We start from the raw sequence: 16,962 nt of genomic DNA, 5'->3' as shown, positions 1-16,962 counted from the left end.
ACGGCGAAAATGGGAACGTTCCCGAAATTAGGCGAAGATCACAATAAACCGTATAGCGGGGTTTATGAAAGGTGGGCGGGAATAACGATCTGACGCGGCTCAGCGCGCCCGTTAATCTGCTCGATCAGCTGCGCAGCGGCCTGTCTGCCGGATTCGGCGTAGCCCGGATCGACGGTGATGATTTCCGGGTGCAGGAACTTCATCAGCGGCGTGCTGCCGACGCTCGCGATCTGCAAATCGTCGATGCGCTGCTCCTGCAAATATTTGCTGGCTCCCAGCGCCAGGGTATCCGTCGCGCACAGCAGCGCGGTGGTCTGAGGGGTCAATACGCTGGCGACCTGCTCATAGCCCTGCTTCATGCCCAGCCCCGGCAGGGAGGCTACGGCAGAAAGGTTATGCTCTTTGCAAAAGCTCAGATACGCCTCATGGCGACGCTTGCCGGTGGTGACATCCGCGTGCGGTACGCCCAGATAGCTGATGTGGCGATGGCCTTTTTCATACAGGCGCTGCATCAGGGTAATAATCGCCCCCTCGTCGTCGTAACAGACGGAGGCAAAACCGGGGGCATCGCGCGCCAGCAGCACCAGCGACGGTTGCCAGGGTTTGAGCATCTCGTCTTTTATGCCGGTAAAACCAAACAGCACCACGCCGTCGATGTTGCGGCGCTGGAGCATACCGAGATGCTCTTCCACCATCTGCGTCGAGAACTGGCTCTCCATCATGATCGGATCATATCCCTGCTCGTAAAATGCAGGGAGCATGGTCTGCACGGCAAGGTTTTCCGAGAGGGAATCCAGACGCGAAACGATAATGGCGACCACTTTGTCACTCTGCCCACGCATGGCGCGCGCGGAGCGGGAAGGGGAAAAACCGTGCTGATTCATCACCGCCTCGACGCGCTCGCGCGTGCGCTCGCTGACACCGCTCTCGTTATTCAGCACGCGCGACACGGTGGATTTCCCCACGCCGCTTAAACGCGCGATGTCTTTAATCGTAAGGCGGTTCTGCATGCTGTATTCCCTGTAACAACGATAAAATGGTCAATTGAGCCTAATAGCCTTGTGCAATTTCGCTATGGGCAAAGTCTGGTTTACGTTCGGTTTATTTGCGTGGAGTTATAATACCGCCCGATTAGCCACAAACGGTATGGTTAAATCCTTATACTGCGCGGCGACACCCTACTTTTTTACTTACCGGAGGCGACATGGATCCCGATCCCACACCTCTCCTGAACGGGAGAAAACCTTCTATCCGGTAAGCCAGCCCTGTTGCTGTCTCACCGGCGTGAGGCAGTAACGTCTTAAACGTTCCTGCTTGAAAAGTTAAGTGCCTGACAGGTACGGCATTGCCGCGCCTGCAGAAAGACTGCGTCCGCCTTTGCGGATGCGGGGGAATGACTATGCTGAAAAATATCACCCGGCAGCTGCTTGCCCAGCTCAGCCGCCATCTGCCACATCGTCTTGTCCAGCGCGACCCGCTGCCAAATGCTAAAAACATGGCGGGAACGGCGATCCCAGCCTCCCTGACCGAACGCTGCCTGAACGTGGCGGCGATGGATGAAAATGAAGTCTGGCGCGCGTTCGGCGGACACCCGGAAGGGCTGAACGCCTCAGAGGTGGAAAAAATCCGCGCCGTGCATGGCGACAATCAAATCCCGGCGCAAAAACCGGCACCATGGTGGGTACACCTCTGGCTCTGCTACCGTAACCCGTTCAACCTGCTGCTGACCGTGCTGGGGCTTATCTCTTACGCGACGGAAGATCTGTTTGCCGCAGGCGTGATTGCCCTGATGGTCGGCATCTCCACGCTGCTGAACTTCATTCAGGAAGCCCGCTCTACCAGAGCGGCAGACGCCCTGAAGGCGATGGTCAGCAACACCGCGACCGTTTCACGCGTGATTAACGACCTCGGTGAAAATGCCTGGGTGGAGCTGCCTATCGACCAGCTGGTGCCGGGCGATCTGGTGAAGCTGGCAGCGGGGGATATGATCCCGGCGGATTTACGCATTATCCAGGCGCGCGATCTGTTCGTCGCGCAGGCATCGCTGACCGGGGAATCCCTGCCCGTTGAAAAGGTGGCGCGCAGCCGCGACCCGCAGCAGATGAACCCCCTCGAATGCGACACCCTGTGCTTTATGGGCACTACGGTGGTGAGCGGCACGGCGCAGGCAATTGTCACCGCCACGGGCGGCAACACCTGGTTTGGGCAGCTTGCCGGACGCGTGACGGAGCAGGAGAGCGAGCCTAACGCTTTCCAGAAAGGCATTGGCCGCGTCAGCATGCTGCTGATCCGCTTTATGATGGTCATGACGCCGATCGTCCTGCTGATCAACGGCTACACCAAGGGCGACTGGTGGGAAGCGGCGCTGTTTGCCCTCTCCGTGGCCGTTGGCTTAACGCCGGAAATGCTGCCGATGATTGTCACCTCCACGCTGGCGCGCGGCGCGGTCAAGCTCTCGAAGCAAAAGGTGATCGTCAAACATCTTGATGCCATTCAGAACTTCGGCGCGATGGACATTCTCTGCACCGATAAAACCGGCACTCTGACGCAGGATAAAATCGTGCTGGAGAACCACACCGATATCTCCGGCAAAACCAGCGAGCGCGTGCTGCACACCGCGTGGCTGAACAGCCACTACCAGACCGGGCTGAAAAACCTGCTCGACGTCGCGGTGCTGGAAGGGGTGGATGAGGAATCTGCCCGCACGCTCTCCGGCCGCTGGCAGAAGGTGGACGAAATTCCGTTCGACTTCGAGCGCCGCCGCATGTCGGTGGTGGTGAGCGAGCAGCAGGACGTCCATCAGCTGATCTGCAAAGGTGCGCTGCAGGAGATCCTGAATGTTTCCAGCCAGGTGCGTTATAACGGCGATATCGTGCCGCTGGACGACACCATGCTGCGTCGCATCAAGCGCGTCACCGACAACCTGAATCGTCAGGGGCTGCGCGTAGTCGCGGTAGCCAGCAAAATGCTGCCCGCGCGTGAAGGTGACTATCAGCGTATCGATGAATCCGATTTGATCCTTGAAGGTTATATCGCATTCCTCGATCCGCCGAAGGAGACTACCGCTCCGGCGCTCAAAGCGTTAAAAGCGAGCGGCATTACCGTAAAAATCCTCACCGGCGACAGCGAGCTGGTGGCCGCTAAGGTGTGCCACGAAGTGGGGCTGGACGCGGGCGACGTGGTGGTGGGGAGCGACATTGAGCACCTCTCCGACGACGAGCTGGCGAAACTCGCCCTGCACACCACATTGTTTGCCCGCCTGACGCCGATGCACAAAGAGCGCATCGTCACGCTGCTGCGACGCGAGGGGCACGTGGTGGGCTTTATGGGCGACGGCATCAACGACGCGCCCGCCCTGCGTGCGGCGGATATCGGCATCTCCGTGGACGGTGCCGTGGATATCGCCCGTGAAGCGGCGGATATCATCCTGCTGGAAAAGAGCCTGATGGTGCTGGAGGAGGGCGTGATCGAAGGACGCCGCACCTTTGCCAACATGCTGAAGTACATCAAAATGACCGCCAGCTCTAACTTCGGTAACGTCTTCAGCGTGCTGGTGGCGAGCGCGTTCCTGCCGTTCCTGCCGATGCTGCCGCTGCACCTGCTGATCCAGAACCTGATGTACGACGTGTCTCAGGTAGCGATCCCGTTTGATAACGTAGACGACGAGCAGATCCAGAAGCCGCAGCGCTGGAACCCCGCCGATCTGGGCCGCTTTATGCTGTTCTTTGGGCCGATCAGCTCCATTTTCGACATTTTGACCTTCTGCCTTATGTGGTTTGTGTTCCACGCCAACACCCCGGAACATCAGACGCTGTTCCAGTCCGGCTGGTTCGTGGTGGGGCTGCTGTCGCAGACGCTGATTGTGCACATGATCCGCACCCGCCGCATTCCGTTCATCCAGAGCCGCGCCGCGTGGCCGCTCATCATCATGACCGGGATTGTGATGGCGCTGGGTATCGCGCTGCCGTTCTCGCCGCTGGCGAGCTACCTGCAGCTGCAGGCGCTGCCGCTGAGCTACTTCCCGTGGCTGGTGGCGATCCTCGCGGGTTATATGGTGCTGACGCAGATGGTGAAAGGCATTTATGCGCGTCGGTATGGGTGGCAGTAATTTTTTACCCTCACCCTAACCCTCTCCCTGGAAGGGAAAGGGAATGATTCCCCCCTCGCCCCTTTGGGGAGAGGACCGGGGTGAGGGGACTGGCTTTCCTCCCAAATTCAACAACCTGTGATCTCCGTCGGCGCAAACGCTTGACGACAAATTGAGCGCATGTTAACAGAATGTTTTGCCTTTTTTCGGCCCGTCAAATAAGGAACATTCATGTTACGGTACAGCCTCTTAACCGCCGGGCTTATGCTCGGCACATCTGCTTTTGCCGCTCCGGCAGGCGATCTCCCCTTAATGCCCTGGCCTGCAAAGGTTGAACGCCCGACAACCCAGGGCGCGCTGGTTATCGACAATAAAATCTCCGTCAGCGTCAGCGGTGACGATCTGGGCGACGCGGTCAACCGCCTGCGCCAGCGCATCGCCCTGCAAACCGGCTGGACGCTGCAGCCGCAGGCTGAAAAGCCAGACAAACCGACCATCCGCATCGCCATCGCCAAAAAGGTCAAGCCGCAGCCGCTGCCGGACAGCGATGAAAGCTATAAGCTCACGGTGGACGCCAACGGCGTCGATATCTCCGCCAACACCCGCTTCGGCGCGCTGCGCGCCATGGAAACATTGCTCCAGCTGATGCAAAACGGCGTCGAGAATACCTCTGTTCCGTGGGTTTCCATCGAGGATTCGCCGCGCTTCCCGTGGCGCGGGCTGCTGCTCGATTCGGCGCGCCACTTTATCCCGCTGCCCGATATCAAGCGCCAGATAGACGGCATGGCCGCGGCGAAGCTGAACGTCCTGCACTGGCACTTAACCGACGATCAGGGCTGGCGCTTCAGCTCGACGCGCTACCCTAAGCTGACGCAGCTTGCCAGCGACGGGCTGTTTTACACGCCTGAACAGATGCGCGAGGTGGTTCGTTACGCCACCGAGCGCGGTATTCGCGTGGTGCCGGAAATCGACATGCCGGGCCACGCCTCGGCGATTGCCGTGGCCTATCCGGAGCTGATGAGCGCGCCGGGGCCGTACGCAATGGAGCGCCACTGGGGCGTGCTGAAGCCGGTGCTGGATCCGACAAAAGACGCAACCTACGCCTTTGCCGACGCGATGGTCAGCGAACTGGCGGCGATCTTCCCCGATCCCTATCTGCACATCGGCGGCGACGAGATGGACGACAGCCAGTGGAAAGCGAACGCGGCGATCCAGACGTTTATGCGCGATAACAAACTGGCGGACAGCCACGCCCTGCAGGCGTATTTCAACCGCAAGCTGGAGACGATCCTCGAGAAACACCACCGGCAGATGGTCGGCTGGGACGAGATCTACCATCCCGACCTGCCGAAAAGCATTCTGATCCAGTCCTGGCAGGGGCAGGATGCGCTGGGGCAGGTGGCGCAGAACGGCTACAAAGGGATTCTCTCGACGGGCTTCTACCTCGACCAGCCGCAATCCACCGCCTACCACTACCGGAACGAAATCGTGCCGCAGGGGCTGAACGGCGTGGACGTTATTGGCGATACCGACAGCGCCCAGAGCTGGGCCTTCACCATGCCGCGCCTGAAGGGCAAGCCGGTGGAGGGGAGCTTCACGCTGGTGAAAGGGGATGCCGGCTGGCGCGGATTTATTGATTTTGCCGGGAAATCCCGCCGCGCGGTGCAGGATATTGAATGGCGCGATGACAATCAGGTCACGTTTACCGTCGACACCTGGATGGGCGAGACGCGCCCGGTTGTTAACGTCGATAGCGACAGTCTGAGCGGCTATTTCCTGGTGGGTAACGCCCGTTACCCGATTAGCGGCACGCGTCTGGACGCGGTGCCAAAAGGCACGCCGCCGGTGGTGCCGGATACGGCGAATGAGGCCAACCTGCTCGGCGGCGAAGCGGCGCTATGGGCGGAAAACGTTGTCGCGCCGGTGCTGGATATCCGCCTGTGGCCGCGCGCCTTTGCGGTGGCGGAGCGCTTATGGTCGGCGAAGGACGTCAACGATGTCGACAATATGTACACCCGCCTGCAGGCGATGGACAGCTGGACGACGGTCTCGGTCGGGCTGCAGCAGCATACGCAACAGCAGGTGCAGTTCACGCGCCTTGCTAACAATGCCGATACCCTGCCGCTGCAGATCCTCGCTCAGGCAATAGAGCCGGCGCAGTATTACACCCGTCAGCACCTCAAATTCCAGGCGGGGAATTATCATCAGTTCGAGCCGCTTAACCGGTTCGCTGATGCGCTGAACGCCGAAAGCACCACCGTGCGGCAGATGAACAAATGGGTCGACCGTCTGGTGAGCGACGCGGAAGACACCGAAAGCGCCGACGCGCTGCGTCACGTCTTTAACCGCTGGCAGAACAATACCAGCGACGCGCTGGCGCTAAGCGAAAACAGCTATCAGCTGAAGGCCATTAAGCCGGTGATTCAGGAGGTGGATAAGCTGGCTGCAATTGGCCTGAGGCTGACGGATCTGGTAGCGCGCCAGGGCACGCTGGATGATAAAGAGATCGCATCGATTCAGAGCGAGCTGGATAACGCGGCGAAGATTCAGGACGAGGTGGTGATTGCGGCGGTATATCCGCTGGAGACGCTGCTTAGGGCGACGCGGAATCAGTAACCCCTCACCCTAACCCTCTCCCCAAAGGGGAGAGGGGACTTTAACACCCTCTCCCCTTTGGGGAGAGGGCCGGGGTGAGGGGACTAGTTCTTCAACACCCACGCCTCTTTCCAGTGTGCGCCAACGCCTGGCTCATACTGGTTGGCGGTTGGGCTGTACTGCACGCAGTAGCCGCTGTACGGGAAAGGCTTACATTCGTAGGTCTTACCGTCTTTAGGCTGCAGCACCACGGTACCTGCTTTGTAGGACGCGATATTGTCCGGGAAGGTGAAGTCGTGGTGACCGGTGCTGTCTGCCGCTGCATCGCCTTCCAGCATCAGGTTCAGCACGTCCTGGGCGAACATGGTGCCGTCTTTATTGGTCGCGTAGTATTTCAGCATGTGGTGGCCAGGGGTCACGTCATTCAGGGTCATGGTCACGTCCTGGTTGGCGTTGTTCATGTCCTGCTTCAGGTAGCCTTTTTCCGCACCGTGGTGGTTCATCACGTGAGCTTCCACGTTCACGTCACCTTTGGTGTTCACGTGGAAGGTCACGGTCGCGTTGCCGTGCTCGATTTTGCTGTACTGCAGATCGGTAACGGCGATCGTTTCGTTCACCTCCGCCTTCTGCTCTTCATACGAAATCGCGACGGACTGAAGCGTGCTGCCGTCTTTCACGAAGACGCTATTCGCGCCGTGAACAGGGCTAATCTCACCTGCTTCATCCTTCACGCCGACGCGCACGTCGCTCTGGGCGGTATTGATTTTCTGCGCCAGATCGTAAGACCACTGGTTAGCGTCGCCCTGCTCGGCGGAGCCGATGGTCATTTCGGTACGCATGGAGGTCACTTCGCCGTTAGCATCGAAGAAGCGTGCAATCACCTTATCGCCCGCGTTCAGGTTATTACCCGCGATCTGGCCGCTCAGGGTTTTGCTCCACTGGGAAACAACGGCAGGCGTTTCGTCTGGCGTAACGTTGCCGCCGTTACCGAAATCAACGTCAATGGCCTGATAGAAACTATTTGTGGTGTCTGCAATTTCCCATACGCCGTAAATAACCTGGTAGCCGGTACGCTCAGGAACATTACAGTTCATTGGCTGGGTAACCGCCGGTGCCTGGCTATTTCCGTTGATGGTACAGAACGGCGTTAATTCAAACTGGTCGCGAGACAGTGGCTTATTTGGATCCCAGTTTTGTTTGGTAATATAATAACGCCAGTTAACGGTTTTATGTGGCGCGGTATGGTGCCAGACGAATTCATGTGGGCCCGCCGTCATTGGGGTTTTGGTCCACGCGTTCAGGCTTTGCTTATCCAGCTGAGAATACTGGGAGATGCCTGCGCTGGCGAGCTGGCCGTCCGGTGGCAGTGCGCCGGTCGGGAAGCCGGAGGTTTTTTCCACGCTCTGTGGTTCGTACTGGACGGAACCACAATCAATATTCTGGCCCAGTTTGCACATATAGGCGCGGCTGGCTGGTGATTCAATATATCCGTGAGCAAGTGCGGAAGACGCAACGGTTAACGTTGCGACGGCAAGTGCAATTTTTGACAGTTTCATTACTCATCCGTTATTAGAGAATATTACAAGGCGAGGAGAGTCTAATAATGGACCGGGCTATGTGTCATTTTATACAGAGGGTAAAAGTGTTCGAAATAAAAAAGGCAGCCCGAGCTGCCTTTTCTTTATTGAAATAAATTAGCGACGTACGGCAATCGCTTCGATTTCAATTTTCACGTCTTTAGGCAGACGCGCCACTTCCACGCAGGAGCGCGCCGGGAAGGTGGCGTTGTGCTCGGTGAAGAAGGCTTCGTAAGTGGCGTTAACGGTCGCGAAGTCGTTCAGATCTTTCACGAACACGGTGGTTTTCACGATATCGCCCACTTTCAGGCCTGCAGATTCAACGATAGCCTGCACGTTTTCCAGCGACTGACGCGCCTGCGCCGCCACGTCGGCCGGTACTTCACCGGTTTTTGGGTTCACCGGGATCTGGCCCGAAGTGATGATCATGCTGCCCAGATCAACGCCCTGAACGTATGGGCCGATAGCCGCTGGTGCATTTTCCGTCGCGAGTACTTTGGTCATGATTTCTCCAGAATAACAGCTGATTTAAGAGTCCCGGCCATTATAGGGAGGCCGGGATCCTTTACCAACCTCAATTAGTTGGCCAGCACCACATAATGAGAAAACTCTTTTTCGCAGTATTTGCATTTGAGCGCGATGTCGTTGGCGCGTTTTTTCACTGCAAAACTGGATGAAACCGGCTCGGCGTGGCTGATGCAGTTGCTGTTCGGGCAGACCAGCACGCTTTCAATACGATCCGGCAGGCTCGGGCGCGATTTACCCACCACGTCGTAATCGTCGATGCGGTTAACCGTGGCGTCCGGCGCGTACAGCGACAGCTGGTTGACCTGCTCGTCGGTCAGGAAGGTATTCTCGATTTTGATCAGGTCTTTGCGGCCCATCTCGCCCGACGGCAGGTTCAGGCCGATGGTGATGCGCTGGTCGGTTTCGGTCAGTTTGAACAGCGTCAGCAGCTTAAAGCCCACCTGCGCAGGGATGTGGTCAATCACGGTGCCACGCTTGATGGCTTCAACCTGGAGTTTGTTATCGTGTGTCATTGTCGTTTCCCCTTACAGTGCCAATTCGCGATTCAGAACCAGTGCCAGTAACGCCTGGCGGGCGAAGATGCCGTTTCCGGCCTGCTGGAAGTACCAGGCGTGCGGCGTTTTATCCACGTCGGTGTGGATCTCATCGATGCGCGGCAGCGGGTGCAGCACCTTCATGTTGTCGCGCGCGCCCTCGAGGTCGCTGGCGCGCAGCACGAACTGCGCCTTCACGTTGGCGTACTCGGACGGGTCCAGACGCTCTTTTTGCACGCGGGTCATGTAGAGAATATCCACGTTGCCCACCACCTCTTCGATGCTGGCGTGCAGGCTCCACGCGATGCCTTTCTCATCCAGCATGTCGAGAATGTACTGCGGCATCGCCAGCGCGTCCGGCGCGATGAAGAAGAAGCGGTTGCCGTTAAATTTCGCCAGCGCCTGGGTCAGGGAGTGGACGGTGCGGCCGTACTTCAGGTCGCCGACCATGGCGATGTTCAGGTTCTCAAGCTGGCCCTGCGTCTCCTGAATGGTGAAGAGATCGAGCAGGGTCTGCGTCGGGTGCTGGTTGGCGCCGTCGCCGGCGTTCAGCACCGGAATGCCGCCGGAAAACTCGGTCGCCAGACGCGCCGCGCCCTCCTGCGGGTGGCGCATCACAATCGCGTCGACGTAGGTGCTGATCACTGAAATGGTGTCCGCCAGGGTCTCGCCTTTTTTACCCAGCGACGTGTTGCTGCTGTCCGAGAAGCCCACCACGCTCGCGCCCAGGCGATGCATGGAGGTCTCAAAGGAGAGGCGGGTGCGGGTCGAGGCTTCGAAGAAGCAGCTCGCAATCACCTTGTGCTTCAGCAGCTCCGGTTGCGGATTCGCCTTCAGTTTTGCCGCGGTTTCCAGAACCAGTTCCAGCTCTTCGCGGCTGAGGTCGTTTATGGAAATGATGTGTTTTTGATAAAGCGGATTCATGTTTATCTCCTGACGCCGGGCAAAAAAAAGCCCCTCAAATGAGGGGCTCTGGGAATAGGTTTAGCAACGGGAAGAAAAACGGCAGGCCAGCGTCTGATTTCAGACGCGGTAAGACGTTATGTCGTACACGCTTGACCATGCTTCCTCCCGGCAAATTGTCGGGCATTATACGCAGCTCGCTTTTCGGATCAAGCGATTTAATGCACGCTTTACTCAATGCAAACGGTTCTTTATGAATATTAATGCGTTCTGAGTAAATAATTAATTTGCTTATGCACCAGCGCGGTGCGCTTTACGACGCGGGGGGCGACCCAGACGATACTGCTTCCGGCCACCACGCCTAAAATTTCCGGTAACTGGTGGTAATCCAGAATACGCGCCACCGCGCGGCCATATCCGGCAACCGTATGGATAAGGATAAATTCGCTGTTGTGCTCCACGCTCACCACCATTTCGGAGACGGTGCGCGCGGCATCGGGGGCAGGGCGCAGCTGGGGATTCAGCGAATAAATCTTTAGCCCTTTGGCATTTCGAATTTTTATGACACCGAGCAATTTAAGCAGACGTGAAACGGTGGACTGGCTGATGGTCTCAAAACCACGCTCCTGCAAGTCCCGGCGGATCTCCTCCTGAGAGAGATAGCTCTTTTCCGCGATCAGACGCTGGCAGACCGTTAGCTGTAGTTGCTCTTTGGGAGAGTACTCTTCGTAATCCATCATAGTTCCCATATCAGTTCCCGAAATAACCGGTGGCACCGCACCGATCCGTAGGCCGGATAAGCGCAGCGCCATCCGGCAAATTACAACAGGGCACCCAGGCTTAACGCCACCATAATCACCACCGTTAGAATACCCAGCAGCGGCGCCACCCATTTCAGATAGCGCACGTAGGGCACGCGGGCAATAGCCAGCCCGCCCATCACGACGGCAGAGGTGGGGGTGATCAGGTTAACGATGCCGGACGCCGACTGGTAAGCCGTAACCACCAGGTCGCGGTTGACGTTAGCGAAATCGGCAAGGGGCGCCATGATCGGCATCGTCAGAACGGCCAGGCCGGATGAAGAAGGCACAAGAAACGACAGCACCACCTCCAGCCAGTACATCACGTTGATGAATGCCACCGTCGACAACCCGGTAACCATCCCCTCGGCGCTGTGCAAAATGGTGTGGGTAATCATGCCCTTATCCATGATCACTACGATACCGCGCGCGATGCCGATAATCAGCGCGACGCCCAGCAAATCTCGCGCGCCGTTGATAAACGTTGAGGTCAGCTCCTCTTCGCTCATGCGGGCGATCAGGCCGACGATAATGGCGCTGGCGAGGAACACCGCCGAGATCTCCGCCATCCACCAGCCCAGCACCGCCACGCCGTAGATCATCACCGCGAAGGCAAGCGCAAAAATCACCAGGATCAGCTTGCGCACCGGGGTAAATTCCAGCGACTGCTCGCCCTTGTTGCCGAGGAAGTGGGCGAGGTTCTCCTCCTGCTTATCCGCAACGATGGAGAGCGACGGATCCTTGCGTACCTTACGGGCGTAGCGCATCACCCACGCCACACAGATGATCCAGCCGATGACCAGCAGCGCCACGCGCAAGATGATGCCGTTGGTAAAAGGGATCCCCGCGGCGTTGGCGGCGATCACCGTGGCGAACGGGTTGATGGTGGAACCGAGGGTGCCGATCCCCGCGCCGAGCAGCACGGTGGAGGCGGCAACAACCGGATCGAACCGCGCCGCCAGCATCACCGGAACAAGCAGTGTGTAAAACGGCAGCGACTCTTCGGCCATGCCGTAGATGGTGCCGCCTGCGGCAAACAGCGCCATCAGGATCGGGATCATCCACTCCTCGCGGCCGCGCAGGCGAGTGGTGACGCGTTCGATCCCGGCGTCAATCGCCCCGGTTTTGGTGACGATCCCGAGAAATCCCCCGATGATCAGGATAAACAGCGCCACGTCGATCGCCCCGGCCTGCCCGGATTCCGGATCGTACAGTCCGGCAATCGGCGCCATCAGCACCGAAACCAGCCCCTGCGGATGCGCCGCGACGTGCGCGTAGGTTCCGGCAACCGGGACTTCTTTGCCGAGCGCCTCGTTCATCGCCATATGGTACTGCCCGGCCGGCACTATCCACGTCAGCACGGCTACCACGGCAATCAGAAAAAAGAGAATGGTGTAAGCGGAGGGAAACTTGAACTTGCCCATGATGTTCTCCTGAACCCGGCGCACCCCGCGGCACGCCGGGCGGTGATTAGTCGCCGAGTGTCGCCACCATGACCGCTTTGATGGTGTGCATGCGGTTCTCTGCTTCGTCGAAGACGATGGAGTTCGGTGATTCGAAGACCTCTTCCGTCACCTCCAGCCCCTTCAGGCCGTACGCCATCTCGATCTCGCGGCCCACCTTGGTGTGTTCGTTGTGGAACGCCGGCAGGCAGTGCATAAACTTGACGTTCGGGTTGCCGGTGGCCTTCATCACCTGCGCGTTAATCTGATACGGCTTCATCAGGCTGACGCGCTCGGCCCAGGCCTCCTTCGGCTCGCCCATGGAGACCCACACGTCGGTGTAGAGGAAATCGGTGCCCTGCACGCCTTCCTCCACGTCGTCGGTGAGGGTGATGCGCGCGCCCGTTTCTTTGGCAATGGCGCGGCACTGCTCAACCAGCCCGGCTTCCGGCCAGAAGGATTTCGGCGCGACGAGGCGGATATCCATCCCCATCTTGGCCGCTCCGACCATCAGCGAGTTGCCCATGTTGTTGCGCGCGTCGCCGAGGTAGGCAAAGCTCAGCTCCGGCAGGGTTTTGCCCGGCGCGTGCTCCAGCATGGTCATCAGGTCGGCGAGGATTTGGGTCGGGTGGAACTCGTCGGTCAGGCCGTTCCACACCGGCACGCCCGCGTACTCGCCCAGCTCTTCGACGATGGCCTGGCCGTAGCCGCGGTATTCGATGCCGTCATACATACGGCCTAATACGCGGGCGGTGTCCTTCATCGACTCTTTATGGCCAATCTGCGATCCGCTTGGGCCGAGGTAGGTGACCTGCGCGCCCTGGTCGAACGCGCCCACTTCGAAGGCGCAGCGGGTGCGGGTGGAGGTTTTTTCAAAGATCAGGGCGATGTTTTTCCCGACCAGGGTTTGCTTTTCGCGCCCGGCCTTTTTGGCGGCCTTCAGCTCGATGGCGAGGTCGATCAGGTACTGGATCTCCGCCGGGGTGTAGTCCAGCAGTTTCAGGAAGTTGCGGTTTTTCAGGTTGATGGTCATGGGTAAATCCTTTTTAAAATTAATGTCTAAGACCTACCCCTCACCCCAGCCCTCTCCCCTTTGGGGAGAGGGTGTTTCAAGTCCCCTCTCCCCTTTGGGGAGAGGGTTAGGGTGAGGGGAAACGGGTGCTCAGTTACGAATCAACGTGCCTTTCTCGCCCGCGAGGATCTCCGCGCCGTCGGCCAGCGCGCCGATCCCGGCAATGCCGCCGCAGGCCTCAACAAACTCGCGGCAGGCGGCCACTTTCGGCCCCATCGATCCGGCGTCGAACTGCATACCTCTGAGCAGCTCCGGCGTTACCTGCGCCAGCGGGCGCTGGGTCGGCTTGCCCCAGTCGAGGTACACCGCGTCGGCATCGGTCAGGATCAGCAGGGCGTCGGCCTCGATCTGGCGCGCCAGCAGGGCGGCGGAGAGGTCTTTGTCGATCACCGCCTCAACGCCGCGATAGCCGTTGGCGTTTTCCACCACCGGCACGCCGCCGCCGCCGTTGCAGATCACCAGATGGTCGCGCTGAATCAGCGCCGTGATGGCGTCGCTCTCAACGATGCGCTTCGGCTGCGGCGATGGCACCACGCGGCGGACGTAGCTGCCGTCGGCCTTGAACACCCAGCCTTTTTCCGCCGCCAGCGCTTTCGCCTGGGCTTCGCTGTACACCGGGCCGATGTACTTAGTCGGGTTGCGGAAGGCCGGGTCGGCGGCGTCCACTTCCACCTGCGTGAGCAGGACGCTCACCTCGCGCTGGGGCAGATTGTTTTTCAGCGCCTGCTGGAGCATGTAGCCGATCATTCCCTGGCTTTCGGCACCGAGAACGTCCAGCGGGTAGGGCGTCACTTTGTCGTAGGCGCTGTTCTGCAGCGCCAGCAGCCCGACCTGCGGCCCGTTGCCGTGCACCAGCACCACGCGCCACTGCTCCGTCAGCCCGGCGATGGTGCGGGCGGCCTGCTCGATGTTCTGGCGCTGGATCTCCGCTTCCAGCGGCTCGCCGCGCTTGAGCAGCGCGTTGCCGCCAAGCGCCACAACCAGAGTGGGTTTTCGTTCCATGATGGCTCCTTTAAATTCCGTCGCGTTCAAGCGGGCAGCTCATGCAGCGCGCGCCGCCGCGGCCGCGTCCGAGTTCATCACCGGGGATGGGCAGCACGGTGATGCCCGCTTTGTCGTACTTCTCGTTGGTCCAGACGTTGCGCTCGTAGCCGATCACCACGCCCGGGCGAATGGTCAGCACGTTGTTGGCGTCGTTCCACTGCTCGCGTTCCGCTTCAAAGGCGTCGCCGCCGGTGGTGATCAGGCGCACCTGGCTAATGCCGAGCGCTTTCTCGATGGCGTGCAGCAGGTCGGTTTCCTGGGTGCGCTGCAGGCCGCCGCGCCCGTCCGGGGTGAGCGTCCAGCACTGGGCGTCCTTACGCACCACTTCCGGGTAGACGGAGAAGGTATCCACGTCGATGTGGGTCATGACGGTGTCGAGGTGCATGCAGGAGCGGTGTTTTGGCAGCTCAACGGCGATCACGCGCTCGGCCTGGCGGTGCTTGAACAGGCTGTTGGCAAGGAACTCTACGCCCTGCGGGGTGGTGCGCTCGGACATGCCGATCAGTACCGCGCCGCGACCAATCACCAATACGTCGCCGCCTTCTAACGTGGCGTGGTCGTAATTAATATTTTCATCGCCGAAATACTTAATAAATTCGCCGTCGGCAAACGCCGGGTGCCAGCGATATATTGCCCGCAGGTTATTGGTTTCACGCTGACGCGCAGCTTTCGCCATCGGATTAATGGAGACGCCGTTATAAATCCAGCACGAGGTGTCGCGGGTAAATAAATGGTTCGGCAGCGGCTTCATAATAAAATCATTCGCCGTGTGGGTATCCACCACCATATTTTTAATGGCCGCCGGAATTTCGCCGTAGGTTAATCCGCCGCTCAGCCTGCGCGCCAGTTCGCGGTGCGGCATATCCGCCAGCCAGCCGCGCACGTCGCCGGCAAAGGTCGGCCCGAGGCGATAGTCGGAGATTTGCGTATCCAGCAGCCAGGCTTTCGCCTCTGCAATATCAAGGGTTTGTGTCAGAAGGTCGGTCAACAGCAGGACTTCCACACCCTGCTCGCGCAGCGTGTTTGCGAAGATGTCATGCTCCTCGCCCGCCCGCTCAACCGAGAGCACGTCATCGAAAAGCAGCTCCTGGCAATTCGATGGCGTTAAACGTTTAAGACTTAAATTTGGGCGGTGCAGCATAACGCTACGCAATTGACCAATTTCAGAACCGACGTAATGCTTTTCCATAATTATTCCTTTAACTGTTTTTCAGAATAAAAAGGGCATGCGCCATGTAATGTATTTAATTGCATGGCGGCAAAGCTCAATTGATTTCGTGATTCATACTAGGCGGTTAAATAATCCGTAATGTGATGTTGCTCACGCGAAACCGGATATTAAGGGGTTTGTTTTCATTTGCATGATTCGAATCAGATAATGATTAATTGGGTATTATTGCGCGGTGAATGGTTAAGCAGGAATTGTTGGCATTATTTGAGGTTGTTATTATTTTGTGGATTTTTATAATTTGTAATATATTTATATGTTGCTGATTTTTAATGGTTATTTTAGGCGTGAAGAATGGCTATGCATGAAAGTTAATTAACTATTTTTGACTTAAGAAAAATCAATAAATAATTATGGTTTTTTAGAGCAAATTATCAAAACAGTAAAGTGTGAGGCGGCAACGGGTTTTGTTAATTAGAGAGCATGATCAAGAGGTTAGAACAGCCGTGCGATAAGCGCTGATCGAGGTTATGCATAACCCCTGCATAAATGCCTGGGCAGGGTTAACAGCAAATTAACACCTTTCCCGATAAACATGCGCTCGCGCAAACCTCGTCCAAAAAGGGCTGGTATGGCAGCCGGGATTCTCGTATAAAAGATGAAAATGAAACATTGTTTTATATTGAGGGTTAAAACATGATTATCGGCAACATCCACTATCTGCAGTCCTGGCTGCCTGACGATCTGCGCCAGGCCATTGAGCACGTTAAAGCGAACGTCACCGACGCCACGCCGCTGGGCAAGCACGACATCAACGGCAACAGCCTGTTTTATCTGGTCTCCGAAGACATGACCCAGCCTTTCGCCGAGCGCCGCGCCGAGTACCATGCGCGCTACCTGGATATTCAGATCGTGATGAAGGGCCAGGAAGGGATGACCTTCAGCACCCTGCCGCACGGCGCGCCGGACACCGACTGGCTGGCGGACAAAGACATCGCGTTCCTGCCGGAAGGCGAGCAGGAGAAAACCGTGGTGCTGAGCGAAGGGGATTTTGTGGTGTTCTGGCCGGGTGAAGTGCATAAGCCGCTGTGCGCGGTGGGAGCGCCTGCGAAGGTCAGGAAAGTGGTTGTGAAGATGCTGGTAGAGTAATCCTTACCCCTCACCCTAACCCTCTCCCCACAGGGGAGAGGGGACTGCTCCGAGCCGTCTTTTC

14 protein-coding genes and 1 pseudogene are annotated in these 16,962 nt (G+C 58.3%); 4 read left to right on the top strand and 11 right to left on the bottom strand.

Going from position 1 to position 16,962, the window contains the following annotated elements; translation table 11 throughout:
- Positions 1-62: 62 nt before the first annotated feature.
- Positions 63-1,010, bottom strand: a complete 948-nt coding sequence (treR, locus tag E0L20_RS12005) for a trehalose operon repressor TreR (protein ID WP_131634135.1) — start codon at positions 1,008-1,010, stop codon at positions 63-65.
- Positions 1,011-1,399: 389 nt separating this feature from the next.
- Here treR and mgtA point away from each other — a divergent pair, with 389 nt between their 5' ends.
- Positions 1,400-4,108, top strand: a complete 2,709-nt coding sequence (gene mgtA / locus E0L20_RS12000; RefSeq protein WP_131634134.1) for a magnesium-translocating P-type ATPase — start codon at positions 1,400-1,402, stop codon at positions 4,106-4,108.
- A gap of 210 nt (positions 4,109-4,318) precedes the next feature.
- Positions 4,319-6,703, top strand: coding sequence for a beta-N-acetylhexosaminidase (locus E0L20_RS11995; protein ID WP_131634133.1), 2,385 nt, complete (start codon positions 4,319-4,321; stop codon positions 6,701-6,703).
- An 83-nt stretch (positions 6,704-6,786) separates the two neighbouring features.
- Here E0L20_RS11995 and gbpA read toward each other — a convergent pair whose 3' ends face one another.
- The 5 genes from gbpA to E0L20_RS11970 form a co-directional block, all read right to left on the bottom strand.
- On the bottom strand, positions 6,787-8,238 hold the full coding sequence (gene gbpA, locus E0L20_RS11990) for an N-acetylglucosamine-binding protein GbpA (RefSeq protein ID WP_131634132.1): 1,452 nt from the start codon (positions 8,236-8,238) through the stop codon (positions 6,787-6,789).
- Between the two features lie 138 nt (positions 8,239-8,376).
- Positions 8,377-8,763 (bottom strand): 2-iminobutanoate/2-iminopropanoate deaminase, encoded by a 387-nt coding sequence (gene ridA / locus E0L20_RS11985; protein ID WP_014882305.1) that lies wholly within the window; start codon positions 8,761-8,763, stop codon positions 8,377-8,379.
- 74 nt (positions 8,764-8,837) lie between these two features.
- The gene (gene pyrI, locus E0L20_RS11980; protein WP_003863370.1) at positions 8,838-9,299 is read right to left on the bottom strand and encodes an aspartate carbamoyltransferase regulatory subunit; all 462 of its coding nucleotides are present in this window, start codon (positions 9,297-9,299) and stop codon (positions 8,838-8,840) included.
- A 12-nt stretch (positions 9,300-9,311) separates the two neighbouring features.
- A complete protein-coding gene (gene pyrB, locus E0L20_RS11975; protein WP_131634131.1) occupies positions 9,312-10,244 on the bottom strand; it encodes an aspartate carbamoyltransferase in 933 nt (310 codons plus the stop codon).
- Between the two features lie 34 nt (positions 10,245-10,278).
- Positions 10,279-10,383 carry a pyrBI operon leader peptide gene (locus E0L20_RS11970; RefSeq protein WP_022646880.1) on the bottom strand — a complete coding sequence of 35 codons (105 nt, stop codon included), beginning with the start codon at positions 10,381-10,383 and terminating at the stop codon, positions 10,279-10,281.
- Between E0L20_RS11970 and E0L20_RS11965 the strand changes: the two are divergent.
- Positions 10,363-10,480 (top strand): annotated as a pseudogene (locus E0L20_RS11965) (hypothetical protein). The gene E0L20_RS11970 and the pseudogene E0L20_RS11965 overlap by 21 nt on opposite strands.
- A 3-nt stretch (positions 10,481-10,483) precedes the next feature.
- Here the strand turns inward: E0L20_RS11965 and E0L20_RS11960 are convergent.
- From E0L20_RS11960 to arcA, 5 genes are all read right to left on the bottom strand, one after another.
- Positions 10,484-10,963 carry an arginine repressor gene (locus E0L20_RS11960; protein ID WP_003863366.1) on the bottom strand — a complete coding sequence of 160 codons (480 nt, stop codon included), beginning with the start codon at positions 10,961-10,963 and terminating at the stop codon, positions 10,484-10,486.
- An 80-nt stretch (positions 10,964-11,043) separates the two neighbouring features.
- Entirely contained in the window at positions 11,044-12,447 is a 1,404-nt protein-coding gene (locus E0L20_RS11955; protein WP_131634130.1) for a YfcC family protein, read from the bottom strand.
- A gap of 46 nt (positions 12,448-12,493) precedes the next feature.
- Entirely contained in the window at positions 12,494-13,498 is a 1,005-nt protein-coding gene (argF, locus tag E0L20_RS11950; protein ID WP_119935755.1) for an ornithine carbamoyltransferase, read from the bottom strand.
- Between the two features lie 129 nt (positions 13,499-13,627).
- The gene (locus E0L20_RS11945) at positions 13,628-14,539 is read right to left on the bottom strand and encodes a carbamate kinase (protein WP_131634129.1); all 912 of its coding nucleotides are present in this window, start codon (positions 14,537-14,539) and stop codon (positions 13,628-13,630) included.
- Positions 14,540-14,549: 10 nt separating this feature from the next.
- Entirely contained in the window at positions 14,550-15,770 is a 1,221-nt protein-coding gene (gene arcA / locus E0L20_RS11940; RefSeq protein WP_131634128.1) for an arginine deiminase, read from the bottom strand.
- A gap of 675 nt (positions 15,771-16,445) precedes the next feature.
- Here arcA and E0L20_RS11935 point away from each other — a divergent pair.
- Positions 16,446-16,898: a YhcH/YjgK/YiaL family protein gene (locus E0L20_RS11935; protein ID WP_131634127.1), complete on the top strand. Its 453-nt coding sequence runs from the start codon at positions 16,446-16,448 to the stop codon at positions 16,896-16,898.
- Positions 16,899-16,962: the final 64 nt, after the last annotated feature.

It is taken from the genome of Enterobacter wuhouensis (genome assembly GCF_004331265.1).
Classification (GTDB): Bacteria; Pseudomonadota; Gammaproteobacteria; order Enterobacterales; family Enterobacteriaceae; genus Enterobacter; species Enterobacter wuhouensis.
This window is presented reverse-complemented; position numbering and strand designations above follow the sequence as displayed.